Below are 24,745 nucleotides of genomic sequence, written 5' to 3'. Positions count from 1 at the left end.
GGAAGGCTATTATCTGTTTTCGCAGTACTAATTACTTGTATTTATAGTATATCATGCATTCAATCATCCCGCAAGCCCATTTTCAATCAAAAAGGAGAATCCCCGCCTCCATACACCAAACACCGTGTATCGTCTGCGGGAATTCTCCCAAACCCTTTTACCCGATTCTACTAATCCTACAGTCCGCCGACCGGCAAACCTATGCTCCTCAGATTACCGAACCAGCATTCTGCTGATCTGATACTGATCCTCCGGAATATCCTTGTGCATATTCAGTGCTTCCTGAATATCGAAATCTACGTATTCGCCGTGCTTGTAAGCCACGATGCGGTTGCTTTCGCCCTTGCAGAGAAGCTCAACCGCCTTCGCACCCATAATGGAAGCATAAACTCTGTCCTTGCAGGTAGGCGCGCCGCCACGCTGCATGTGGCCCAGAATCGTTGCTCTCGTCTCAATGCCGGTTGCCGCCTCGATTCTCTTCGCCATGGAAGAAGAATGGCCGATACCCTCCGCGTTGATGATGATATGATGCTTCTTGCCGCGTTTTCTGTTCTCAATAATGCGGTTAATCAGCGCCTGCTCGTCACCGTCGTAACGCTCCGGAAGAAGAATATCCTCCGCTCCGTTGGCGAAGCCGCACCACAGGGCAATGTAACCGGCGTTGCGTCCCATAACCTCAATGATACTGCAGCGCTCATGGGAAGTAGATGTATCACGCACCTTGTCGATGGCCTCCATCGCCGTGTTCACAGCAGTATCAAAACCGATGGTGTAATCGGTACATGCGATATCCAGATCGATGGTTCCCGGAAGTCCTATGGTATTAATTCCAAGTGCGGAAAGCTTTCCCGCTCCGCGGAAGGAACCGTCACCGCCGATTACCACCAGGCCGTCAATCCCATGCTTCTTACAGATATCGGCGCCCTTTTTCTGGCCCTCAGCCGTTGTGAACTCCTGGCATCTGGCTGTATAGAGAATCGTACCGCCACGGTGAATAATGTCCGACACGCTGGTACTCGTCATATCAACAATTTCTTCCTGCAGAAGGCCCGCGTATCCTCTCATGATGCCCTTTACTTCTAATCCTTTATGGATAGCCGTCCTGACAACCGCACGGATTGCCGCATTCATACCCGGTGCGTCACCGCCGCTGGTTAATACGCCGATAGTCTTTACTTGTTTTGCCATAGTAACTTCCTCCTGTTTCTGAACATCTTTTATTGTAAACTGTCTTCGTTCTTACCAAATCATACAAATTGTATTCTAATTCATTTTCCTTATCTTTTCAACTGTTTTTTCTACAACCTTGACATTTTTTTCACCAAGTTTTTCAGCCAAAACAGAGACAAGTTCATTGGAAGCACTTACATTTCTATTGGCCGGTAAAACCTTTTTCGCCCGCTCCTTTTCCAGATAAATGATCACGGTGTCATTTCCTTCCGACTCTTTCAGTTCTGAAAGGATTTCGGCCTCTCTGGCCATGTAAACGTCTTTGTCGGGGAACTTCAGCCACAGCTCCTTTGGAAGGCTCTGGAAGGGGATTACGCGCTCACAGATGACCTTTCCCACCGGATCGTCACCGATGGAAGCGCGGCCCTGGATAAAGACCTTGGCGTCCTCCACAAACAGCTCCCTTTTGCTCTCATAATCCTTTGGAAATACGATTACCTCCACAGATCCGACTAAATCCTCCAGCGTGAGAAACGCCATCAGCTTGTTGTTTCTTGTCGTCTTCACCGTCTTCCCTGTGATCATGCCGCCGATGGTCACATACGTGCCATCCTGGACGCGGGCCGCTTCCGTCTCCTCATCCACTATGAAATCTATGGTAACCGCGGTGATATTATTCCTCCAGGTGGCCTCATAGGCCTCCAGCGGGTGGCCGCTTACGTAGATTCCCAGCGCCTCCTTCTCAAAGGCCAGAAGCTCCTCCTTCGGAAATTCTCCCACATTGGGGAAGGTAATCTGGTACCGTGTCTTCTCTTCCTCGCTGGCAATGTCGAACAGCGTCAGCTGCCCCTCCATGGAGTTCTTCTTCTGCTTGCTCCTCTGATCCAGAAGCTCCGGCGCCACCAGGACCTTCTGCTTCCTGGTTCCGGGAAGGGTATCCAGCGCACCCGACTTGATGAAGTTCTCCAGCGTCCTCTTGTTGACCTCCTTATTGCTCATGCGGTCCACAAAGTCTTCGATGGAGGTGAAAAGCCCGTTGCTCTCCCGCTCTGAGACGATCAGCTCCACGACGGATTTGCCGACGCTCTTGATCGCCGAGAGGCCGTAGCGGATCGCACCTCCGGAAACCGAGAAGCCGCTCTCCCCTTCATTGATATCCGGCGGAAGGATGGATATCCCCATCTGCCGGCAGCTTAAAATGTATTCCGATACCTTGGTCACATTATCCATGACCGAGGTCAGCAGGGCCGCCATATATTCCTGCGGATAGTAGTATTTTAAGAAAGCGGTCTGATAAGAAACCACGGCATAAGCCGCCGCGTGGGACTTATTAAATGCGTACTTTGCAAAATCAATCATCTCATCGTAGATATGATTGGCAATCTTCTCATCGATCCCGTTGGCTATACAGCCCATAACACCCTCTTCCGGATTTCCGTAAACGAAATTCTGGCGTTCCTTTTCCATGACCGACGTCTTCTTTTTCGACATGGCTCTTCGAACCAGGTCACTCCGGCCCATGGTATATCCGGCCAGATCCCGCACGATCTGCATAACCTGTTCCTGGTAGACGATACAGCCATAGGTCGGGCTTAAGATCGGTTCCATCTGAGGGCAGTCATACGTCGCGGACGAGGGATCATTCTTTCCTTTTAAATATTTGGGAATGAAATCCATAGGGCCCGGGCGATAGAGGGAAATACCGGCAATGATGTCCTCAAGGCTCTGAGGCTTTAACTCCTTCATGAAGCTCTTCATCCCCGAACTCTCCAGCTGGAACACGCCGTCATCCTTTCCTGTTCCGATGGATTCCAGCACCGCCTTGTCGTCGTAATCGATATAATCCATATCGAGCGCCACGCCGCGGTTCTTCTCCACAGCCTTCACCGCATTCTGAATAACGGTCAGCGTCCGGAGTCCCAGGAAATCCATCTTTAAAAGCCCCAGTTCCTCCAGCGTGGTCATGGTGAACTGTGTCGTGATCGTACCGTCAGCCGCCTTTGAAAGCGGAACATACTCGTCTACCGAGGTACGGCTGATAACGACTCCTGCCGCATGCATGGAGGTATGCCTTGGCAGGCCTTCAAGACGCATGGACATGTCGATTAAATATTTGACCTCCGGGTCCTCATTATAGGCACTTCTTAAATCCGGGCTCTGTTTTAACGCCTTCTCCAGAGTCATACCCAGATCACCCGGTATCATCTTCGCAATAGCGTCGCATCTGGCATAAGGCATGTCCAGAACACGTCCGACATCGCGCACCACGCCCTTTGCCGCCAGCGTACCGAAGGTGACGATCTGTACAACCTGTTCCTTGCCGTACTTTCTCACCACATAATCGATAACTTCCTGTCGCCGTTCGAAGCAGAAGTCAATATCAATATCGGGCATGGATACTCGCTCAGGATTTAAGAACCGCTCGAACAGCAGGTTATACCGGATGGGATCGATATTGGTGATCCCCAGACAGTATGATACGATGCTGCCAGCCGCAGAACCACGCCCCGGACCCACGATGATGTCCTGGGATCTGGCATAATGGATGAAATCCCATACGATCAGGAAGTAATCCACGTATCCCATGGTATGGATTACGTCCAGCTCATACTCCAGTCTGGCCTTCAGCGTACCGTCGTCGTCAGGGTAATGCTTCGTAAATCCTTCGAAACAGAGCTTGTTTAAATATCCCCAGGAGTCGTAGCCCTCCGGCACATCGTACCGGGGCAGCTTCGTCACGCCGAACTCGATCTCCACGTTGCAGCGCTCGGCGATATCGTGTGTGTTGTCGATCGCTTCGGCAGCATAGGAGAAGAGTTTTCTCATCTCCTCCTCGGTCTTGCAGTAGTACTGGCCGCCCTCATACCTCATGCGGTTTTCATCGGTTACCTTCTTACCGGTCTGAATACACAGAAGGATATCGTGCGGTGTGGCATCCTCCGCAAATGTATAATGAATATCATTGGTCGCAACCAGCTTGATGCCGGTCTCCCTGCTCATGCGCAGCAATCCCTGGTTCACCGTGTGCTGCGCCGGAATTCCATGATCCTGCAGTTCCAGGAAGAAATTCCCTTCCCCAAAAATCTGCTGGTAGCGGAGCGCCGCATTCTTTCCCTGCTCGTACATACCGCGCTCGATATAGCGCTGTACCTCGCCGGCCAGACAGGCGCTGAGAGCGATGATACCCTCATGGTACGTCTCCAGCACTTCATAATCAACACGGGGTTTATAATAAAATCCATCGACGAAGCCCTTGGACACGATCTTCATCAGGTTCTGATAACCCTGGTTGTTCTCGGCCAACAGCACCAGATGATAGTAGCGGTCCTCCCCGTTCGTGGTTTCTCTGTCAAATCTGGAACCGGCCGTCACATATACCTCGCATCCGATGATGGGTTTGATTCCCACCTCTCTGGCCGCCCGGTAGAAATCGATCACGCCGTACATGACGCCATGGTCCGTGATAGCCATGCTGTCCATGCCCAGCTCTTTTGCCCTCGCCGTCAGCTCCTTAATCTTACAGGAGCCGTCTAAAAGGCTGTATTCCGTATGGACGTGTAAATGTGTAAATGCCACGTTTCTAGTCTCCTTTGTTTTATCTCTTATATCTCGTCAAAATTATTTTAACATATCCTATTCGTTTATTATAGCATATTTTTTATTTACGCGCGGGATTTTTCGTTCAGGGGATATATAACCAAAAACAGACATGAATCTCCGCGGCCTTCGCGGAATCATTCATGCCTGTTTCCCTTTTCCAATTTGGAGTGTATAAACACTCTCTAGTTGTTGCTCAAATATTTTTCAATATCGGTAACGGCCTGGTTTTCATCTGCACCATCAGCAGAAATTGTAACCTGCTCTCCGGCTGCAAGACCCAGGGTCATCATACCCATAATGCTCTTTGCATTTACTTTCTTGGACTCGATCTCCACGTAAATACTGCTTTCATACTGGCTGGCTACCTGTACAAGCATGGCTACCGGCCTGGCCTCTAATCCTGATGCAAGTTCGACGGTGACTGTTTTTTTTACCATAATTATCCTCCTCATTCCTGTGAACGGACCCTATTCCATTCTGCTGCGTTCGCTCCTGTCCCGCAGTTGCTCTGCTATATCGCAGAGTTTCCTAAGTCGGTGGTTTACTCCTGATTTTCCAACAGGAGGGTCCAGAGCTTCCCCAAGCTCTTTTAATGTTGCTTCCGGTCTTTCTACCCGCTCGCGAGCAATTTCTTCCAAATTCTCCGGCAGATTTTCCAGGCCTATTGTATCTCTGATATATTCTATATCCTCTATCTGCTTCACAGCAGCTGATACCGTTTTGTTGATGTTGGCGGTTTCACAGTTTACCTGACGGTTTACGCTGTTGCGCATGTCCTTCAGAATTCTGATATTCTCCAGCTCCATCAGTGCTACCGGCGCCTCCATCACGTTTAAAATATCGACGATCTGACTGCCTTCCTTGATGTATACGATATAGTAACGTTTTCTCTTAACAATCTTCGCCTCTAAGTCAAAGGTGGCAATGATTCCCTGAAGCTGCTTCGCCTTCTCCTCTGTTGCACATACGATCTCAAAATGATAGAATTTCTCGGGATCACTTAAGGACCCCGATGCCAGAAACGCCCCGCGGATAAATGCGCGCCTGCAGCATGACTGCTGGATCACCACATTCTGAACCACATTTAAATTTTCCCCCACCTCTCCATGCTCGTCAAGGAGCTTTGCGGCATGAAGCACCCGGAGGGCATCCTCATGCTCCCGGATTGTCACCGTGTATGTACGGTTTTTATTTAAATAGGCGTTCCTTCTAATAGAGACATCAGTAACTATATTAAATGTTTTTTTCAATAATGTAAAGTACTTTCTTGCAACTGCCACATTTTCCGTGTGGATTTTAATGGCATAATGGTCCTCTTCCGAGATTATGATCTTTCCACAAAGGCTGATGATCGCTGCAATTTCGGCAATCTGGCAGTGCCTCGCCGGGCTTAACTGCCTGGAAAGTTCGTCTTTTACTTTGGAGGAAAATGACATGGCAGCTCATTCCTTTTTTCTTTTATTATCCTTATCAATGTCACGGTGCTCGATCTTTAAGCCAAATTCGCCGTGGGCTTTCAGCTTCCCGTAGACCGCCTTCGCGATGGTCACCGAGCGGTGCTTCCCTCCGGTACAGCCAATCGCAATGACCAGCTGGTTCTTTCCCTCCAATACGTAGCCCGGAATCAGAAATTCCAGCATATCGTAAAGTTTATCCAGGAAAATAGCCGCTGTCCCGTTCTGCATCACGTAGTCCCGCACTTCCCTGTCCTCGCCCGTCTTCGGACGCAGTTCGTCCACATAATACGGATTCGGAAGGAATCTGACGTCAAAGACGAGATCTGCATCAGAAGGAATTCCGTATTTGAAGCCAAAGGACAGAATTGTGATGTACAGATTCTTATAGCTCTCATTTGCCATAAAGATCTTTTCCAGCTCTGCCTTCAGTTCCTTTGTCAGCAGCTTGCTGGTATCTATGATATAATCCGCCTCTTCCTTTAAAAATGCCAGTTTGAGGCGTTCTTTCTCGATACCGCTGTCAATCCGGCCCTCTCCCGCAAGGGGATGGATCCGTCTCGACTCCTTATACCGCTTAATCAGTGTCTCACTGCCTGCATCCAGGAACAGGATCTCATACGGGACCCTGCTCCTGGACCATTCATCAAAGATCCGGTTAAGTGCAGACAGTTCATCCCCGCTGCGGATATCAATCCCCAGCGCGGCATCCTTAATACCGCCCTGATTGCTCAAGGTCAGCTCGGCAAATTTTTCCACCAGAGGAATAGGAAGGTTATCTACACAGTAGAACCCCATGTCCTCCAGCATCTTCAGCGCACTTGTCTTACCGGCGCCTGACATGCCTGTCACAATTACCAGTCTCACAAAAAGTCTCCTCTACGCCATTTTAAAATCGTCCCAGCGTCTTTACTTCCATCTCCAGTTCCACTCCGGAATGTTCTTTTACTCTTCTCTTCACATCCTGACAGAGCGTCATAATATCCGAAGCCGTGGCATGGTCTCTGTTAATCACAAAACCACAGTGTTTCCCGGAAACCTCCGCGCCGCCCACACGGTATCCTGCAAGGCCCGCCTCTTCGATCAGTTTCCCGGCAAAATTGCCGGCTGGCCGCTTAAATGTGCTCCCGGCACTGGGAAATTCCAAGGGCTGCCTGCTCTTTCGCCTGCCCGCCAGATCATCCATATACGCCTTGATCTCATCCCTGTCGCCTGGCTTTAAGCGATACCGCGCTTCCAGCACAATATAATGGTTTGCAGGAATGCAGCTGGTCCGATAGCCCAGCTCCAACTCCGGCAGGGAGAGTACCTTTTCCTCGCCTTCCATGGTCATAACCCGGACTGATTCTAAGATATCCTTCGTCTCGGAACCGTAGGCGCCCGCATTCATCACGACGGCTCCGCCCACCGTACCAGGGATTCCGGCTGCAAATTCAAAGCCTGTGAGCCCGGCCTCCAATGCTGCCTTCCCCACTCGGGAAAGGGATGCTCCCGCACCAGCCGCGATCTCACACCGGTCACTGTCCACACGGCATCCGGAAAATCCGGCTGTCATGGATATGACCACACCATCGAAACCGCCGTCTCCCACAAGCAGATTGCTTCCATTTCCGAGAATGCAGTACGGTACCTCTTCTCTCCGGCACAGCCGGATCACTTCTCCCAGTTCGCGCGCGTCCGCCGGACTTACATAGTAGGCCGCGGGACCGCCGGCGCGAAAGGTCGTGTGTCTGCTCATTTTCTCTTCCGTCTTCACATGGCTGCTATCTGACACTTCCAGCAGTTTCTCATAAAACATCGTCATGAAACACCTCAATCATCCTGTTTTCTTGACAGGTTTGCCTGGACGCGGTTGTATAATTCCTGTGCCGCGTTGTACCCCATCTTCTTCTGTCTGTAGTTGACAGCCGCCGACTCCACGATGATGGCGAGATTCCGTCCCGGACGGACAGGGATGGAATGACAGACCACACGGTTTCCCAGGAACTCCGTATACTGGTCTTCCAATCCCAGTCTGTCGTACTCTTTATCCTTATCCCAGTCCTCCAGCTTGATCACCATGTCGATGGCCTGGGTGTCCTTTACGCTCTCCACACCGAACAGCGTCTTCACATCGATAATACCGATACCTCTCAGCTCGATAAAATGTCTTGTAATTTCCGGAGCGCTTCCGATCAGAGTCTCATCGCTGACCTTTCTGATCTCCACCACGTCATCCGTTACGAGACGATGGCCTCTCTTTATGAGCTCCAGAGCCGCCTCACTCTTACCGATTCCGCTCTCACCCATAATCAGGACGCCTTCGCCGAATACGTCCACTAAAACGCCATGGATACTGATGCATGGAGCCAGTTTTACCTTCAGCCACCGGATGATCTCCGCCATCAGATCGGAGGTCGTCTGCTCCGAAACAAGGCAGGGCACGCCGTAATGGTCGCACAGTGCGATCATATCCTCATCAGGATCCTGGTTTCTCGAATAAACCAGACACGGAATCTGACTGGACAGAAGCTTGTCATACATCTCCACCTTGCGGTCATGTTCCATCTGTCGGATGTACTCCTGCTCCACATAGCCGATAATCTGGACCCTCTCATTGTCGAAATGGTCAAAAAAACCTGCCAGCTGCAGCGCCGGACGATTGACATCCGGATGGCTCAGCACGATTTTCTCCGCATCGATCTCCGGTGTCATGTTCCGGAAGTTCATTTTTTCAATTAACTCTGTAATCGCAACTCCATGCATGGTCTCATGCTCCTTTTCCATCTGTTTTTCTCATACTAACACAGATTTTGTGTTTTGAAAAGAGATAAGGGGAGGAAATTCCTCAATCCTCATCTAATGAAAGAAGTCATAGACGCTCTTCGCCGATTTACCATTCATGCCCGGTGTGGCCGTCAGGGACTCTATGGACGCTTCTTTTATGGCTTCGATATCCTTGAAATGACGCATCAGCGCCTTGCGGCGGGTGGGGCCAATGTCGGGGATATCGTCCAGGATGGAATGGACCTGGCCTTTGCTGCGGAGGCTGCGGTGGTATTCGATGGCAAAGCGGTGGGCCTCATCCTGAACACGGGTGATCAGCTTGAAGCCTTCGGAACGCTTGTCGATGGGAATCTCCACATTGTTGTAGTATAAACCGCGCGTTCTGTGGTTGTCGTCCTTTACCATACCGCAGACAGGGATGGAAAGCTTCAGCTCACCCAGTACCTCCAGGGCGATATTGACCTGGCCGCGGCCGCCGTCCATCATGAGTAAGTCCGGGAATTTTGTGAAGCTGCCGAACTCCTCGTCCACGCCCTTTTCCTTTAAAGAAGCGGCTTCATCAAGACCGTGGGAAAAGCGGCGCGTCAGGACCTCACGCATGGAGGCGTAGTCGTTGGCGCCTTTGACCCATTTGATCTTGAATTTGCGGTAATCGTTCCGCTTGGGCTTGCCATCCTCATAAACAATCATGGAGCCTACCGATTCGAAACCGCTGATATTAGAGATATCGAAGGCCTCGATCCTGTGGACTCCGGTTATGCCGAGCCAGCCGCAGACCTCATTCATGGCGCCGATGGTCCGCAGCTCCTCGCGTTTGATCTTCTCTTTGTCCTGGGAAAGGACCAGGGCCGCGTTGCGTTCCGCAAGCTCTACCAGGCGCTCCTTCTCCCCCTTCTGAGGGACGACAAGCTTCACCTTCTGGCCGCGTTTGGCGCTGAGCCACTCTCTGATGATCTCGCTGTCCTCAAGCTCTGTCTGAACCCAGAGCTCCCTTGGGACGAACGGCGTGCCGGCATAAAACTGCTTGACGAAGCTGGTCAGGATCTGCCTGTCATCCTCTGCCGTGGCAATGGTAACGTGGTAATGCTCCCGGCCGATCAGACGGCCTTCCCTTACGAAGAAGACCTGGACAACCGCGTCCTTTTCATCCTTCGCCATAGCGATGATATCGCGGTCCTCCATACTGCTGCTGGTAATCTTCTGTTTCTGGGCCACCGCCCTGACGCTGGTCAGCAAATCCCGGTATTCGATGGCTTTTTCGAAATCCATCTCGTCCGACGCCGTCTGCATCTTTTCCTCCAGCATGGAGATGACCGGATCGTATTTGCCGCCCAGAAAATCAAGGGCCTGACTGATGGCCCTTCCGTACTCTTCTTTATTAATGTATCCCTGGCAGGGCGCCGAGCACTGCTTAATGTGGTAATTTAAGCAGGGGCGGTCCTTGCCGATATCCTTCGGCAGATTGCGGTTGCAGGTACGGATCTTGTACAGCTTATGGATCAGATCAATCGTATCCTTAACCGCTCCTGCGCTGGTGTATGGCCCAAAATACTTACTTTTGTCCTTTTTCATGTCCCTGGAAAATAATACCCGGGGGAAATCCTCGTAGACCGTCACCTTGATATACGGATACGTCTTATCGTCCTTTAACATCGTGTTGTATCTGGGACGATGTTCCTTGATTAAGTTGCACTCCAGAACCAGGGCTTCCAGCTCCGAATCCGTTATGATATACTCGAACCTGGCGATCCGGGAAACCATCTGCTCAATCTTTGACGTCTTATTCCTGCTGCTCTGGAAATACTGCCGGACCCTGTTCTTTAAGCTGATGGCCTTTCCCACATAGATGATCTCATCCCTTTTATCGTGCATGATGTAGACCCCAGGCTGGGCGGGCAGTTTCTTTAGTTCTTCTTCTATATTAAATCCATTGTATCCGGATTGCTCCACGTATTTGTCACCTCAGTCTCGCTCCATCGTATTTCGTCTGCATCTCAAGATAATTGACGGCGGCGCGGTACATGCCTTCCCGCGTACCCGTTCCGCTTCCGATGTCCAGAGATTCACAGACAGCCGCAAGCTCCTCCTCGGAAAATATCTCACGGCGTTCTTTTAAAACTTCCAGCTTTTCATAATACGTCTCCGCGTCTAAAAAAGCAAGAAGAATTTTACTGGAAACAGTTGTTTCTTCTTCGGCTTCCTCAGTCTTCGTCCATGCCGCATCTTCCACGCTCGTTTCTCCTGCCGCCTCTTCTTTAAGTTCGACCCGCTCAAACCGGTATTTCTGCTTCACCTCCGGATATTTCTCATGGTCCACTTCGCTGATGAACATGGACAGCGGCCGCACATATGTCCCAAATGTGCCGTACAGCGCCTGGTAAACCACCATCTTCTCTTCTGTCTCAGAATGTTTGGCTACGGTGATGATCTGATACAACTTATTCTTAAAATGCCTGTAACATTCTCCTGGTTTTGGTATTCTGTCCATATGCGTTTCCTTTCCTGATTTTCTGTCATATCTGCGCAGTACCGCGCTATTCTCCTGCCCCGCCTGTCGTGACGATCACAACATTGGGCTTGCTTCTCTTCTCTCCCTGCGCCGTTGTCTCCGGCTGAGCGGAAGCGGCCCGATCCGTGGCCTCTGTTTCCGGGTCTTCGCTGGTCTGCAGTTCTTCGCTGGCGGATGTTTCATCCACCGGCGCCTCTGTCTCCTCCATCGAGGTTTCTTCAGAAGGCTGTCCCTCCTGCGGAAGCGTCTCCTCCGGTGCCGGCGCAGTTTCCGGCTTCGCTGCTTCTGTCGGCGGCGCTGCCGTCGTTTCAGGAGGCAGAGCCGCTCTCGATTCGGCAATCTTCCGATCCTCCTGGCTGGCTTCTTCCGGCGAAAGAAGGCCATCCCACGTATATTTGTTGGATGCGCTCCAAAGGATCCATTCATCGTATCCGGCGTCATAGACGGCCTGAATCTGGGCTCGCACCTCGGCGGGGCCGTATTTGATGTAATGCTGTAAATAGGAAGCGGTGAAATCCTGAAGCCATGGGCGCACGATGGCATGCCCCTCCCCTGCCGCCGTCACTATGGCCAGATCCTGCTTCGATTTCATCAATGCCGCATAGATCGTATCGTAGGGCTGGGTATCCGGATGCTCGATTCCGAAATTACCATCGCCGTAATGGGACGGATAAATCATCGGGCAGATATAGTCTAAATGCCTGGCCATATCATTATACACCTGGCCCACCGCATCCGCGTCAATCTTACTTCCTATAATGGTGCCGAAAACATCGGCCGAAACGAAGATGCCCTCCGCCGACAGCTTGTCATAGGCATACGTAATAAACTCCGTGATGATGTCCGTCTTGGAGCGTCCTTTCGTATCCGCCTCGTCAAATGCGACCTGCTTCATGGTGCTGTCCGTGGCAAACCGGATATAATCAAACTGTATCTCGTCAAACCCGACCTTCGCCGCCTGTGTGCCCACTTCCACCAGATAGTCCCAGACCTCCTGGCGGTAGGGATTGACCCAGGCCAGCCCCTTATTGTCGCGGTGAAGGCTGCCATCCGCGTTCTTTAAACTCCACTCCGGCTTCTTCTCAGCCAGATAAGGATCGCGGAAAGCCACGACCCGGGCGATGGTATAGATACCCCGGGCTTTTAAATCCGCCATGAGCGCTCCGATATCCCGGATATACCGCTCCGAAGCGCCGATCTCATTGACAGTAGGCGCATCATCCATGGAAAATGTAATTCTTCCGTCGTCGTTCTTCACATCGATGACCACCGCGTTAATCTCCGTCTGGTCGATCTTGTCAAGAATCGCCTGAAAGCCTTCTGATCCAGCCATATATCCGGAAATGTAGACGCCCTTCACACGAACCCGTTTCTTCTGCGGTTCTGCCGGCTCTGTCTCCTGCTGGACTTCCAGCGTCTCCTCCGTGGTTTCTCCGCTCATACTCTCTGTTTCTGTTGTCTCATCCGTTTCCGGCAAATCGGATACCTGCTTATATTTGCTGCATCCCGTCACCGCCAGCGTACAGACAAGTACTGCCAAAAGCCATTTTTTCATATTATTCCCGTTCACTTTCCTGATGGTTTTATGGTATTCTCCTGTAACATTTATTTAATATTTTACCACATTTTGTAAAATTTACAAACGTGTTTTCGTTTTGACGCTTTAATCATTCAATTTGTAAATTATATTTGACATATAGTCTTTTTTAGTGTACTATGTAGGTATGAAACGAGTATAACGCAGGAACTGGAGGTGGATTTTTATTGAAGAACAAACGGATGAAAATTGCCCGTGTGGAACACGATTTATCGCAGGAGCAGTTAGGGGAACGGGTTGGCGTCACGCGGCAGACCATCAGCATGATCGAATCCGGGAACTATAACCCGACACTGAATCTCTGTATCGCAATCTGTAAAGAACTGAACAGGACACTGGACGAATTATTTTGGGAGGTATCAGAATGAAATCACTGTTTAAGAAACGAATCGTAGATGAACGAATGGAACTTCAAAGTCTTAGGAATGCCAGAAAGAGCTGGAATTTTCTTCTCCTTGCAACCGGCTTCTGCCTTTTGACGGAGCTTCACTTACTCCGATGGGAGCTGAAATACATAGTACCGCAGGCTGTCGTCGTCCTTGCCGCGTCTGTTTATAATTTATTTCTGGATGCCAGAGACGGCAACATTTATACTGCGGAAACTGCGAATCGCAAAAAGCTGTTTCTGCTCTACGCCATCAGCTCCCTGGCAGCGTCACTGATTATCGCCTACAGCTTTTACGTCCGCTATTCCCTTACGACAGCAGTCATCTCTTTCCTACTATTGTTCTTTTTCATGTTTGGGCTTATGTATATGGTGGATTCTCTTTGCTTCCGTATCGGGAAAAAAAGAGCGTTGAAAGATACCGAAGAGGAAGAAGAGTAACCCGGCAGACAAAAGGAGAAGGCAGACGCCTTCTCCTTCTATTTCATAACCGTTCCTCCACCGCCCTTCTAAAAGCTAAAGCAGATGCACCGCCACAATCAATCCTGCAAATACAATGGAGACCATGGAGGTAAGTTTAATCAGAATATTAATGGATGGCCCCGACGTATCCTTAAACGGGTCGCCAACCGTATCTCCCACGACCGCGGCCTTATGCTGGTCGCTTCCTTTTCCGCCGTGGGCTCCGCTCTCGATATATTTCTTTGCATTATCCCATGCTCCGCCGGAGTTGGCCATCATGACCGCCAGGACGAAGCCGGTCACGGTATTGCCGGCCAGCAGGCCTGCGACACCATTCACCCCCAGCAAAAGCCCGACAACGATGGGAATGATCACTGCGATCAGAGCCGGCGCCAGCATCAGCTTCTGCGCCGATTTCGTGCACATATCCACACAGGCGGCGTAATCCGGTTCCGCCTTTCCCTCCATCAGCCCTTTGATCTCCTTAAACTGACGGCGCACCTCGACCACGATAGACTGAGCGGCCTTTCCCACCGCATCCATGGTCAGAGCCGCGAATAAAAATGGAAGCATGCCGCCGATGAACAGGCCGATTAAGACCGTTGGATTTGTGATGGTCAGATTCAGCGCAATATCCGGATTCAGCCGTTTGACTTTGTCAATATAAGATGCAATCAGCGCCAGTGCCGTCAGCGCGGCTGAGCCGATGGCAAATCCCTTTCCGGTGGCCGCCGTCGTATTTCCCAGAGAATCCAGAGCATCCGTCCGGTTTCTGACCTCAGGAGGCATATGGGTCATCTCCGCGATTCCTCCCGCATTATCGGCGATTGGTCCATACGCGTCGGTTGCCAGCGTGATTCCCAGCGTCGATAGCATGCCGACCGCAGAGACTCCGACACCGTAAAGTCCCATGTTAAAATCAGCGTTTCCGCCCGAACAGTAATAGCTGATCAGCACCGACACGCCGACGATGATCACAGGAGCTACCGTAGAAAGCATGCCGAGAGACAGTCCGCTGATAATCACCGTAGCCGCTCCCGTCTCACTGGACGAGGCCAGATCCCTCGTCGGCCGGTACGAATCCGACGTAAAATATTCCGTGATTGCACCGATCAGAACACCGGCGACAAGACCGGACAGCACCGCCGCATAGATCCCGATATGTTCCGGAAGCAGGAGGCGGATAATCACATAGGCCCCCGCCACCACCAGAACAGCGCTGATATACGTTCCCAGCCGCAGCGCCTTTAAAAGGTTTTTCTGTGAGGCATCTTCCTTTGTCTTTACGAAGAAGGTACCGATAATCGATGCGATGACACCGAATGCCGCCAGCATCATGGGAACGGCCACGCCCTTCACTCCAAAGCCGGCTGCAACCGCCAGCGCTGCGGTAGACACGATCGAGCCTACATACGATTCATACAAATCTGCGCCCATACCAGCCACATCACCTACGTTGTCGCCTACGTTATCCGCGATAACAGCAGGATTACGGGGATCATCCTCCGGAATCCCCGCCTCTACCTTACCAACCAGATCGGCTCCCACATCGGCCGCTTTCGTAAAAATACCGCCGCCCACACGGGCAAACAGCGCCATACTGGAGGCGCCCATGCCGAAGGTCAGCATATTGGCTGTAATCTGGGCGATCCGTTCCGTCTCCGGAAGCGAATGGAACACGGTATTCAGGATAAAATACCAGATCGTCAGATCGAGAAGTCCCAGCCCCACCACGGTAAAGCCCATGACAGAGCCTGCCGAGAAAGCCACTTTGAGGCCCTTGTTCAGGCTGCGGGAAGCCCCCTCCGCCGTCCTGCAGTTTGCCATCGTCGCGGTCCGCATTCCGATAAACCCCGACAAACCGGAGAAAAAGCCGCCCGTTAAAAATGCAAACGGTGTAAAATAACTCAAAAAACCGCCAAACGCCATACACAGCAATATGATGAAAACGACAGCAAAGAAAATGCCGACGCCCAGATACTGCCGTCTTAAATAGGCGCCGGCACCTTTCCTGACCGCAGTAGAGATTTTAATCATCCCAGCGCTGCCCTCCGGCTGTCCCTTCACCCGGACAAACATACAGGCAGCATAAATCAGAGCGGCTATGGAACCAATTGCTACGACATACATAACATTCATGGTACCCCTCCTTGTAATAACATTTTATTGAAATTGTTTAGTTTCAATTTCATTATAGTTCTTTATATGGGCGTATTCAACAAATATGCATGAATTTTTTCAACACCTTAACGGACAGAAGCCCGGCGGGAAACCGGAGTGGAACTACATCTTCCACATCCTGCTTCCCGCCGGGCTTCTCCCTGCATATGCCGGCTCAAAAAAACTCCTAATAAGTGAGCACCTCCGGCCCCTCTTCCGTGATCAGCACCGTGTACTCCCACTGTGCCGACAGGCTTCCGTCTTCCGTATAGATGGTCCAGCCGTCTTCCTCATCCTGAACCACATCGGGCCGTCCCGCATTTACCATCGGTTCTATGGTAAAGATCATGCCGGGAACCAGAAGCATATCCGTTCCCCGCTCTCCGATATGGCTGACCCACGGTTCCTCATGGAAATCATTCCCCACGCCGTGGCCGCCGATCTCACGCACTACCGTAAAACCATTTGCATAAATGTACTCGGATATGGCAGCTCCTATGTCGCCCAAGTGGCCCCAGGCCCGGGCTTCCTTAAGCGCTAAGTCCACACTCTCTTTCGTCACGCGTACCAGCTTCTCCGCCTCCGGCGACACGTTTCCGATGCAGTACATTCTGGAGGCGTCTCCGTAATAACCGTCTAAGATCGTCGTCACATCCACATTGATGATGTCGCCCTCCTTCAGGATCCGGTTCGGATCGGGAATGCCGTGGCAGACCACCTCATTGACGGAAGTGCAGACGCTCTTCGGGTAGCCTTCAAAATTAAGGGGAGCCGGGATGCCGCCCATCTTTATCGTATTTTCATGGACCAGGGTATTGATATCCTCTGTGCTGATGCCCGGACGTATGAAGGAATCCACCAGATCGAGGATCTTCGTATTCACCTCGCCGGCCTTCCTGATTCCATCGATCTGCGCCGGGGTCTTGATCATGTAATGCTCCGGCACCAGATCACCCATGATACCGTAATTTTCAATTTTTCTGTCGAACGCCAGATGGCAGTTCTTATACTTCTTTCCGCTGCCGCACCAGCAGGCGTCATTTCTTCCTAACTTTAACATCGCTAATTCCTCCATCTTCTCTACAACGTTTTATCACGTTTTCTCTCCGTTGTAAAGAGCGCTCCCGATTATTCTTTTAAGACGGCTTTTACCCGGCCGTTCTTCTCTACATTATCATTATATGGGTCGGAGGCCACGATATCCCCATCTTCCAGTCCGTAAATAATTTCTACCCGGCCGCCCTCTCTTCTTCCGGTTTCCACAGGTTTTAATACCGCTTTCCCATTCTGTATGAGATAGACAGCGCTTCCATCCTCCGCCGGTATTACGGCCGCGGCAGGTACGGAAAAGACCTCCGGGGCGATCACGACATGAAAGGATACCTCCGCCGTCTGGCCTGCTCCCGCGTGCTCCGGAAGTGCTGCGGGCTTTAACTCTACGGTACACCGGTTCTCTTCCAGGCCGATGGAAGACATCTGTTTCTCGGCAGTCTTCGCGATGAAGCTCACCTCGGCTTCCCCCTCGCTCCCGTCGGCGTAAATGACTTTCGCCTTAAGCCCGGGTGTCAATGCGGCCGCATCCTCCGACAGAACGGAGGCGGAAAGCTTCATGCTGTCCGGGCGGTAGATTTTCACCACCGGCTGGTTGGGCGACAGATAGGCGCCTTCCTCCGTGTACACCTCCCACAGGACGCCGTCGTATGGCATCTTTACTGCACCGGGATTCACGGTATCATCGAGAAGGGCCAGCTGCCTTTCGAAGGAAGCAATCTGCTCCTGGGAATGCGCCTTCTGCTCCTCGGAATTATCTTCCTTCGCCTGCGTGTATTTCTGGTAAGTCAGATCCAGCTGGGTCTTTAAGGAATCCAGGTCCGACTGGGCGATGAAGCCGCCCTGCTGCGCCAGCACCACCCCGTTGTCGTAATTCTTCTTCGCAAGGCGGTATTCGCTTTCCGCCGCCTTAAGGGCCGCCGCTGCCGAACCATTGGAACCGTAGAGACGGTCGTACTCCTGACGGGCCGCGCTTAACTGCTGCTTAAACTGCTCTCTCTGAATGTCCAGCGTCGTCTGGGAGGCAGTATCCGTCTTTAAAAGGAACTCCCCCTCCTTGACCTCCATTCCCGGCAAATACGGGATTTCCGAGACATTGCCCGCGGTAACGGAATTAAGCACCATGCCTGATACGGGTAGAATGGAGGCCGAAACGGTAAACTGACTCTCCAGGTTTCCTTTTACCGCCTGCTCTGCGGTAGCTTCCACGGGTTTTAAGAGCACCGCCGCATACGCGCCGATACTGATCACGGCAATGGCCGCAAGAAATATCCATTTCACTTTTCTTTTCATCCTGCACCTCTATTCCCGTTCCCGCAGAAGGTCTGCCGGAACTATTTTTTTCAGTTTTCGAAGCATCATCATGGAGCTGAACCCGACAGAGACGGCGGTCAGCCCAATGGCCTGCAGCAGCGCCTTTCCGTCGATAAAGCTGGGAATTGTATACATATCCGAAGCCATAGAGACCGAGATCAGCTGGCTGGCCCCCATGGACATGGGAATTCCGATGAGCACCGCGCCCGCGGCCAGCAGCCACTGTCCCGTGGAGATCACATCGAGACACTCCTTACTCTTTAATCCCAGCATCATCAGGGTGGACAGCTCCCGCTTCAGTTCCTCGAAGCTGATCAGGGAACTGATATAGATGACCGCAAAGCTGATGATAACGCCCAGCATGGACATGGAGGCCATGATGGCGCTCATGCTCCCCATCATGGACCGGTACTGGGAAAGTCTGTCCTGGCGGCTCTGGATTCCGGACACAGCGGCCGCATCCTCGAGACGCTCCCGCAGTTCCTCTAAAACCGTGAGCGGGGCCTTCAGGAGAACGGTCGTGCACACATTGCGGTAATCGCTGATCCTGCTGGCGCTGTCAAAGGACATATAGGCGGAGCTCCCCATATACTGGGCGATTGTGTCCGTCACTGTGACGCGGCTGACCCGCTCCTTGGGATAGGGAACCTTTACCTCTATGGTGCTCCCCTTCTTCACGCCCATGACGTTCGCCATGTGCTCCGATATCACGATGCCCTCTTCCTCCGGATACGCGCGGCTTCCGTCCTCTTTGTACAGCCTTGTGAGGGAAGCCTCCGGCGAAATGGCCTGGATGGTGCAGTCCGTCTTCCCTCCCGGCCCCGACAGGGTGACCGCAAATTCCATCATCCCCTCCGTGATTTCCACCTGCGGATGTTTTACCGCCTCCAGGGCCTCCTCTAAAAGGACCGGCTGCTCAAACTGAACCATGATGTCCTGTCTCTGGGTCTTCTCCCAGTAATCGAAGATAAAGACGTCAAACAGGGAGTTCATGGACACCAGAGTAGCCGTAATCATATAGGCAAAGGCGATGCCGGCCACCGACATGGCCGTCCGCCGTCTGTTTCTGGAAAGGCTTCGAAGCGCCATAACGCCCGGAACCGTAAAGAGATTTAAAAACCCCGGAATCCGCTCCAAAAATGACTGTCTGGCTGACTTGGGTGACGGGGGACGCAGCGCCTGGGCGGGCTTCATCTTTCCGATCACACCGGCGATAATCCAGGAGGTGCCGGAGCAGAAGATCCCCGCCAGCAGGATGCCTTCCAGCAGATAAGACACCGAAAGCGGAGCCGTCACGTCCGGCAGGTTAAAGTATACCCGGTAAAAGCCCGCCATGGGATCCGCCAGGGCATATCCCAGAAGCCCGCCGAACAGTCCGCCGAGCAAACCGGTCACCGCTCCGAAGCCCATGTAATGGAGTCTTATTTTCCTCAATGGGATTCCAATAGCCATCAGGGTTCCGATCTGGGTCCGCTGCTGCTCCACCATACGGCTCTGCGTGATATAGAGAATCACTCCCGCCACGGTCAGAAAGAGGAACGGCACCACGCCGGACATTTTCTCCAACTGCTTGATTTCTTCCCCTACCACGGAGACTGCCAACTGGTCCTCACTGGCATAATGGGAAATGAGGCCGTAGGGCGTAAGCGTCTGTTCGATCTGGTCCTTCACTGCCTCCCAGTCGCTGCTGGGCTCCAGCTTAAACAAAAAGCTGTTACCATGGCCTTCCTGGCCAAACAGCTGGGCCATGGTCCGATATGAGGTAAACGCCGCGTCGTACACGGCCGGGCTGGGATACAGCTCGTTCATATTGCGGATCATGTAGATGTTTTCCGGCGTCAGGCCGATTCCCGTGATCTCCATGGGGACCCGCTTACCTTCCACGACAATCTCCACCGTGTCCCCCGGATTTAAATTTCTGGCCTTCGCGATGCCGTCGCCGATAACGATCTCCTTTTTTCCCTCTTCCGGCAGCGTGCCGCGGGATAAGACCGGACGGTTCATCTCGCCCTCCGACCAGGATACGAGATGGAGCTCCACATCCTCTTCGTATCCGTATACCCTCGTGTCCTTCACGAGCCGGGCCTGCACCGTGTCGATTCCGGGAATCCTCTTTAAGATTCCCGCCTCGGAGACGGGGGAATCGGTTACCTCGGCAAAGCCGTCGCAGAATTCGGACTGAGAAAAGAACATATCACGGGATTCGGCCAGATTGTCGTAGCACAGCTCCAGCACGGTAAAACCGCAGAAACCGATGGCAACGATCAGGATGCACAGTATGTAAGCCGTCATGGATCGCTTCATGTCGCGAATCATTTTTTTCAATAAAAGTTTCGTCATATCCGTCCCTTTCCGCCGCTACCAGTCCAGTTCTTCCGCCTGGCATGGATGCTCATTGACAGTGATACGCTCCAGCCTTCCGTCCTTCATGTGGAAGACGCGGTCCGCCACACGGGCCATCTCCGCGTTGTGAGTGATGGTCATGACGGGGCATTTTAAGCTTTTGCCCACCTCCATAAGAAGTCTTACGATGGCCACGCTGTTTTTGCTGTCCAGCGCCCCCGTCGGCTCATCGCACAAAAGAAGATCTGGCTTTTTAACAATGGCCCTGGCGATGGAGACCCGCTGCTGTTCTCCTCCTGACAGCTGAGCCGGAAAGTGTCTCTCTCTGCCGCCCAGCCCCACCATGGCGAGCACCTCCTTCGGGTCCATGTGCTCCTTCACAATGCTGGCCGCCAGCTCCACATTTTCTATGGCATTTAAGGAGGGGATGAGATTGAAAAACTGAAATACGAAGCCTACGACATCCTTCCGGTAGTCGGAGAGCTGGTCCGCCGTATATCCCGTCAATTCTCTGTCCTTGTACCATATCTCACCGCCTGTGGGCTTATCCATCCCGCCTACTATATTTAGAAGGGTACTCTTCCCGGAGCCGGAGGGCCCCAGTACCACGATAAATTCTCCCTGTTCCACCTCGAAGGTGACATCCTTTAAGGCATCCACCGCCACGCCCTCCCCTTCATACCGGACGGAGAGATGATCCGCTTTGATTACCGTTTTTCCTGCTGCCATTCTATGCCTCCATTTTCTGATATTCTTCTTTATAAGCGATCTGCTTCAGCCATTTTTCCCAGACATAGAACTTTTCCATGATTTCCTTTATGGAAATGGACGCGTTGGATTTCCGCTTGTCATGCAGGTATCCCTCTGTCAGCCAGACCAGCATCTCGTAGATTTCCATCGGTGGGACATCCGGCTTAAACCTGCTGTAGTCCACATTTCTGAAATACTTCTTAAAGGCAGACGAAACCGCCTCCATCGTCGCCCGGTTTAAGTCTTCCTTTACGATTCCGTCTTCAGAGTAATACCCCCGCACCATGAAATCAGCCAGATAAGGCGTCTTCTCCAGCACTTTGATCTTGGCCTCCGCCGCCATCTCCAGAAGCTCGAAAAAATCGGTGACTGTCTCCCATCTGGCCGCCTTGCCGCCGGACTCATTTCCGCCGCTGGCGGGTTCATCTCCGCTGCCGCCTGGCCCATCTCCCATAACCTGGTTCATGATAAGACTGGCGCAGTAATCGAACAGATACAGGTACAGTGACTTTTTATTGTGAAAATAATAGAATAACAGCCCCTTGGATATCCCTGCTTTTCTCGCGATCTCGTCCGTCACCGCATGTCTGTAATCATTTTTTGAAAATACCTCCAGCCCGGCATTGATGATCCGCAGCTGTTTTTCCTGAGGAAGCTCATAAAACTGTTCATTCATCTTCCTGACCCCCTTAACCTGTTTGGTTTAACCGATCTGGTCAGCTTTATTGTATCGCATTGACTGTATTTTACAACCCCCTGCAAGACCTTTAAACAATCATTTTTTCTCAGAAACGGAAAAATTTATGAAAAGCTGCTTTCGTCAATAACTTTAGCCGGGATTTCGGCCTCATGAGGAACCACGATTCTTCATAACTTTGTAAGTTTACCCTATGGAGAACGAAATAACCGTGGTAATTTCATTCGTTTTATGATACAATCGGTAAGTATTATGAGCAGGAACCCGTCGTTTTTAACGATATGGGGGCTTTTTGCGTGCTTTTTTGCGGGTAAACAGCCTCTGAGGACATAGATTCTAAAGAATAAAAAGGGGTACGAACATGAAAATCGGATTTGATAACAACAAGTACTTGCAGCTGCAGTCTGAGCACATCAGGGAGCGGATTAACCAGTTCGGCGATAAGCTGTATCTGGAATTCGGCGGAAAATTATTTGATGATTATCACGCCTCCAGAGTCCTTCCAGGATTCGCACCTGACAGCAAGTTAAGCATGCTGATGCAGCTCGCCGACCAGGCCGAGATCATCATCGCCATCAATGCCGCAGACATCGAGAAGAACAAGATACGTCACGATCTCGGCATCACCTACGATGTGGATGTGCTCCGCCTGATTCAGTCCTTCACGGACCGGGGGCTCTATGTCGGCAGTGTCGTCATCACCCAGTACTCCGGACAGAAGGCAGCCGATCTCTTCAAGAGCAAGCTGGAGAAAATCGGCATCCGTGTCTACCGCCACTACATCATAGACGGATATCCCAGCAACGTATCTCTGATTGTGAGCGACGAGGGATACGGCAGAAATGATTATATCGAAACAGCGAAGCCGCTCGTCATCATCACGGCACCGGGACCGGGAAGCGGAAAGATGGCCACCTGCCTTTCCCAGCTCTACCATGAGAACAAGCGCGGCATCAAGGCCGGATACGCCAAGTTTGAGACCTTCCCAATCTGGAATATCCCCTTAAAGCATCCGGTAAACTTAGCCTATGAAGCGGCTACCGCCGATTTAAATGACGTCAACATGATCGACCCCTTCCATCTCGACGCCTACGGTGTTACCACGGTAAACTACAACCGCGACGTGGAGATTTTCCCGGTGTTAAGCGCCATTTTCGAGGGAATCTACGGCGAATGCCCCTACAAGTCTCCTACCGACATGGGTGTCAATATGGTCGGATGCTGTATTATGGATGACGAGGTTTGTACCGAGGCTTCCCGTCAGGAAATTATTCGGCGCTACTATCAGGCGCTGGCCCGCCTGGCCAAGGATATGGGCAGCAAGGATGAGGTATATAAGATCGAGCTTCTGATGAAGCAGGCCAAGATTACCACCGACTTAAGACGCGTGGTCGGAGCAGCCAACGAGCGGGCGGAAAAGACCGGCTCCCCGGCGGCAGCCATGGAGCTGGATGACGGAACCATCATCACCGGCAAGACCACTAATCTTCTCGGTGCCTCCGCGGCCCTCCTGTTAAATGTGGTCAAGGTGCTGGGTAACATTTCTCATGACATTCATCTGATCGCACCTTCTGCCATCGAACCGATCCAGAAGTTAAAGGTCAATTACCTGGGCAGCAAGAACCCGCGTCTCCACACCGACGAGGTGCTGATCGCCCTGTCAGCCAGCGCGGCCACCGATCACAACGCACAGGTCGCCTTAGAGCAGCTTCCAAAGCTAAAGGGCCGCGAAGTTCACACTTCCGTCCTGCTCTCCGACGTGGATACGAAGATATTCAAGAAGCTGGGCGTCAATCTGACATGCGAACCGATCTATGAGGAGAAAAAGATTTACCATTAATATTGAAGCCGCCGCCCGGATGATTTCTCAATCATCCGGGCGGCGGCTTCTTTCAATAAGACTATGATCTGGTTACGGTAAAAAACGGTGCTCTGCTTTTATCCGGCATTGCTTCCTGTAGAAAGCAATTCCATAGTTCCATACTTCCGTATAACATTCTTCCGGCAGCCAGGAATCATACGCTTTATCTCTGATCTGAGCCAAAGCCCTGTCACTGGCCTGATCCAGTCCCTTGTAGGTTTCTGACACCTTCAGTCCCAATACAATTGGCGGACAGCTTACATTCAGGCTTCGCAAAAAAGCCATGATAGAAAGCTTCCTTCGAATCCATATAACTAATACTGATCTGGAGCAGCCTGGACAATTCCGTTTGATATATACCGATATCTCCAGTCTGCATAGCCTGATACATAACAGAAAGATCCCTTTCCTTCATTTCCTCATGAAACCATGAGGTAATCGTATTTCTATATATATACTCCACCTCCAGATTCGGGACAGCCAGAGTTACATACCAGGTCACCTTATCCAGTCTGCGGGACACTTTCGTCAGATAACCGGTAAAGAAAAGAAAATTCCTTTCTTCGTCGAAAGACCAGCCTTCTTTATCAAATTTTTTACGATGCTGTCCGCACTGGTATTAGCCCA

General features: G+C 51.7%; 20 protein-coding genes. 3 read left to right on the top strand and 17 right to left on the bottom strand.

Going from position 1 to position 24,745, the window contains the following annotated elements; genetic code table 11:
• Window positions 1-213: 213 nt before the first annotated feature.
• The 10 genes from pfkA to M1L66_RS09885 all read right to left on the bottom strand — a co-directional run bounded on the left by pfkA (window position 214) and on the right by M1L66_RS09885 (window position 13,054).
• Window positions 214-1,188: a 6-phosphofructokinase gene (gene pfkA, locus M1L66_RS09930; RefSeq protein ID WP_002600619.1), complete on the bottom strand. Its 975-nt coding sequence runs from the start codon at window positions 1,186-1,188 to the stop codon at window positions 214-216.
• A 75-nt stretch (window positions 1,189-1,263) separates the two neighbouring features.
• Entirely contained in the window at window positions 1,264-4,746 is a 3,483-nt protein-coding gene (locus tag M1L66_RS09925) for a DNA polymerase III subunit alpha (protein WP_434692634.1), read from the bottom strand.
• A gap of 206 nt (window positions 4,747-4,952) precedes the next feature.
• Window positions 4,953-5,207, bottom strand: coding sequence for an HPr family phosphocarrier protein (locus M1L66_RS09920; RefSeq protein WP_002600621.1), 255 nt, complete (start codon window positions 5,205-5,207; stop codon window positions 4,953-4,955).
• A 30-nt stretch (window positions 5,208-5,237) separates the two neighbouring features.
• Window positions 5,238-6,206, bottom strand: a complete 969-nt coding sequence (whiA, locus tag M1L66_RS09915) for a DNA-binding protein WhiA (RefSeq protein ID WP_025529696.1) — start codon at window positions 6,204-6,206, stop codon at window positions 5,238-5,240.
• Between the two features lie 6 nt (window positions 6,207-6,212).
• The gene (gene rapZ, locus M1L66_RS09910; protein ID WP_110321081.1) at window positions 6,213-7,091 is read right to left on the bottom strand and encodes an RNase adapter RapZ; all 879 of its coding nucleotides are present in this window, start codon (window positions 7,089-7,091) and stop codon (window positions 6,213-6,215) included.
• 22 nt (window positions 7,092-7,113) lie between these two features.
• Window positions 7,114-8,028 (bottom strand): UDP-N-acetylmuramate dehydrogenase, encoded by a 915-nt coding sequence (gene murB / locus M1L66_RS09905; RefSeq protein ID WP_055657473.1) that lies wholly within the window; start codon window positions 8,026-8,028, stop codon window positions 7,114-7,116.
• Between the two features lie 8 nt (window positions 8,029-8,036).
• Window positions 8,037-8,969, bottom strand: coding sequence for an HPr(Ser) kinase/phosphatase (gene hprK / locus M1L66_RS09900; RefSeq protein ID WP_187021921.1), 933 nt, complete (start codon window positions 8,967-8,969; stop codon window positions 8,037-8,039).
• 93 nt (window positions 8,970-9,062) lie between these two features.
• Window positions 9,063-10,862, bottom strand: coding sequence for an excinuclease ABC subunit UvrC (uvrC, locus tag M1L66_RS09895; RefSeq protein ID WP_243270255.1), 1,800 nt, complete (start codon window positions 10,860-10,862; stop codon window positions 9,063-9,065).
• 85 nt (window positions 10,863-10,947) lie between these two features.
• Window positions 10,948-11,478, bottom strand: a complete 531-nt coding sequence (locus M1L66_RS09890) for a DUF1653 domain-containing protein (protein WP_187021752.1) — start codon at window positions 11,476-11,478, stop codon at window positions 10,948-10,950.
• A 46-nt stretch (window positions 11,479-11,524) separates the two neighbouring features.
• Window positions 11,525-13,054, bottom strand: a complete 1,530-nt coding sequence (locus M1L66_RS09885; RefSeq protein WP_434692629.1) for a putative glycoside hydrolase — start codon at window positions 13,052-13,054, stop codon at window positions 11,525-11,527.
• Window positions 13,055-13,263: 209 nt separating this feature from the next.
• Here M1L66_RS09885 and M1L66_RS09880 point away from each other — a divergent pair, with 209 nt between their 5' ends.
• Together M1L66_RS09880 and M1L66_RS09875 are read left to right on the top strand one after the other, a co-directional pair.
• A complete protein-coding gene (locus M1L66_RS09880) occupies window positions 13,264-13,464 on the top strand; it encodes a helix-turn-helix transcriptional regulator (protein ID WP_025529691.1) in 201 nt (66 codons plus the stop codon).
• The gene (locus M1L66_RS09875) at window positions 13,461-13,922 is read left to right on the top strand and encodes a DUF6773 family protein (protein WP_434692627.1); all 462 of its coding nucleotides are present in this window, start codon (window positions 13,461-13,463) and stop codon (window positions 13,920-13,922) included. Before M1L66_RS09880 ends, M1L66_RS09875 begins: the two co-directional genes overlap by 4 nt.
• 75 nt (window positions 13,923-13,997) lie before the next feature.
• Here the strand turns inward: M1L66_RS09875 and M1L66_RS09870 are convergent, their stop codons facing one another.
• The 6 genes from M1L66_RS09870 to M1L66_RS09845 all read right to left on the bottom strand — a co-directional run bounded on the left by M1L66_RS09870 (window position 13,998) and on the right by M1L66_RS09845 (window position 22,236).
• Window positions 13,998-16,082, bottom strand: coding sequence for a sodium-translocating pyrophosphatase (locus tag M1L66_RS09870; RefSeq protein ID WP_434692625.1), 2,085 nt, complete (start codon window positions 16,080-16,082; stop codon window positions 13,998-14,000).
• A 208-nt stretch (window positions 16,083-16,290) separates the two neighbouring features.
• Entirely contained in the window at window positions 16,291-17,163 is an 873-nt protein-coding gene (map, locus tag M1L66_RS09865) for a type I methionyl aminopeptidase (RefSeq protein WP_187021758.1), read from the bottom strand.
• A 68-nt stretch (window positions 17,164-17,231) separates the two neighbouring features.
• Complete coding sequence (locus M1L66_RS09860; RefSeq protein ID WP_434692622.1) at window positions 17,232-18,446, bottom strand: efflux RND transporter periplasmic adaptor subunit; 1,215 nt, start codon at window positions 18,444-18,446, stop codon at window positions 17,232-17,234.
• Between the two features lie 9 nt (window positions 18,447-18,455).
• Window positions 18,456-20,807 (bottom strand): ABC transporter permease, encoded by a 2,352-nt coding sequence (locus M1L66_RS09855; protein WP_434692619.1) that lies wholly within the window; start codon window positions 20,805-20,807, stop codon window positions 18,456-18,458.
• An 18-nt stretch (window positions 20,808-20,825) separates the two neighbouring features.
• A complete protein-coding gene (locus M1L66_RS09850) occupies window positions 20,826-21,539 on the bottom strand; it encodes an ABC transporter ATP-binding protein (RefSeq protein WP_434692616.1) in 714 nt (237 codons plus the stop codon).
• A 1-nt stretch (window position 21,540) separates the two neighbouring features.
• A complete protein-coding gene (locus M1L66_RS09845; protein ID WP_434692613.1) occupies window positions 21,541-22,236 on the bottom strand; it encodes a TetR/AcrR family transcriptional regulator in 696 nt (231 codons plus the stop codon).
• A gap of 382 nt (window positions 22,237-22,618) precedes the next feature.
• On the opposite strand from M1L66_RS09845, the gene M1L66_RS09840 reads away from it, so the two are divergent.
• Window positions 22,619-24,097 (top strand): DUF1846 domain-containing protein, encoded by a 1,479-nt coding sequence (locus M1L66_RS09840; protein ID WP_434692610.1) that lies wholly within the window; start codon window positions 22,619-22,621, stop codon window positions 24,095-24,097.
• A gap of 72 nt (window positions 24,098-24,169) precedes the next feature.
• Here M1L66_RS09840 and M1L66_RS09835 read toward each other — a convergent pair whose 3' ends face one another.
• Window positions 24,170-24,403 (bottom strand): hypothetical protein, encoded by a 234-nt coding sequence (locus tag M1L66_RS09835; RefSeq protein WP_434692607.1) that lies wholly within the window; start codon window positions 24,401-24,403, stop codon window positions 24,170-24,172.
• Window positions 24,404-24,745 lie beyond the last annotated feature (342 nt).

The sequence above is a fragment of the Hungatella sp. SB206 genome, assembly GCF_051132295.1.
In the GTDB taxonomy this organism is placed as follows: Bacteria; Bacillota; Clostridia; order Lachnospirales; family Lachnospiraceae; genus Hungatella; species Hungatella effluvii.
This window is presented reverse-complemented; position numbering and strand designations above follow the sequence as displayed.

Excerpts from the sequence above, each read along its gene's own strand:
- M1L66_RS09840 (WP_434692610.1), top strand. The coding sequence starts at position 22,619 with ATGAAAATCGGATTTGATAACAACAAGTACTTGCAGCTGCAGTCTGAG.
- hprK (WP_187021921.1), bottom strand. The coding sequence starts at position 8,969 with ATGCATGGAGTTGCGATTACAGAGTTAATTGAAAAAATGAACTTCCGG.
- M1L66_RS09835 (WP_434692607.1), bottom strand. The coding sequence starts at position 24,403 with ATGGCTTTTTTGCGAAGCCTGAATGTAAGCTGTCCGCCAATTGTATTG.
- M1L66_RS09860 (WP_434692622.1), bottom strand. The coding sequence starts at position 18,446 with ATGAAAAGAAAAGTGAAATGGATATTTCTTGCGGCCATTGCCGTGATC.
- M1L66_RS09890 (WP_187021752.1), bottom strand. The coding sequence starts at position 11,478 with ATGGACAGAATACCAAAACCAGGAGAATGTTACAGGCATTTTAAGAAT.
- murB (WP_055657473.1), bottom strand. The coding sequence starts at position 8,028 with ATGACGATGTTTTATGAGAAACTGCTGGAAGTGTCAGATAGCAGCCAT.
- M1L66_RS09920 (WP_002600621.1), bottom strand. The coding sequence starts at position 5,207 with ATGGTAAAAAAAACAGTCACCGTCGAACTTGCATCAGGATTAGAGGCC.
- M1L66_RS09875 (WP_434692627.1), top strand. The coding sequence starts at position 13,461 with ATGAAATCACTGTTTAAGAAACGAATCGTAGATGAACGAATGGAACTT.
- whiA (WP_025529696.1), bottom strand. The coding sequence starts at position 6,206 with ATGTCATTTTCCTCCAAAGTAAAAGACGAACTTTCCAGGCAGTTAAGC.
- uvrC (WP_243270255.1), bottom strand. The coding sequence starts at position 10,862 with ATGCACGATAAAAGGGATGAGATCATCTATGTGGGAAAGGCCATCAGC.
- M1L66_RS09855 (WP_434692619.1), bottom strand. The coding sequence starts at position 20,807 with ATGACGAAACTTTTATTGAAAAAAATGATTCGCGACATGAAGCGATCC.
- M1L66_RS09870 (WP_434692625.1), bottom strand. The coding sequence starts at position 16,082 with ATGAATGTTATGTATGTCGTAGCAATTGGTTCCATAGCCGCTCTGATT.
- M1L66_RS09850 (WP_434692616.1), bottom strand. The coding sequence starts at position 21,539 with ATGGCAGCAGGAAAAACGGTAATCAAAGCGGATCATCTCTCCGTCCGG.
- map (WP_187021758.1), bottom strand. The coding sequence starts at position 17,163 with ATGTTAAAGTTAGGAAGAAATGACGCCTGCTGGTGCGGCAGCGGAAAG.
- pfkA (WP_002600619.1), bottom strand. The coding sequence starts at position 1,188 with ATGGCAAAACAAGTAAAGACTATCGGCGTATTAACCAGCGGCGGTGAC.
- M1L66_RS09885 (WP_434692629.1), bottom strand. The coding sequence starts at position 13,054 with ATGAAAAAATGGCTTTTGGCAGTACTTGTCTGTACGCTGGCGGTGACG.
- M1L66_RS09845 (WP_434692613.1), bottom strand. The coding sequence starts at position 22,236 with ATGAATGAACAGTTTTATGAGCTTCCTCAGGAAAAACAGCTGCGGATC.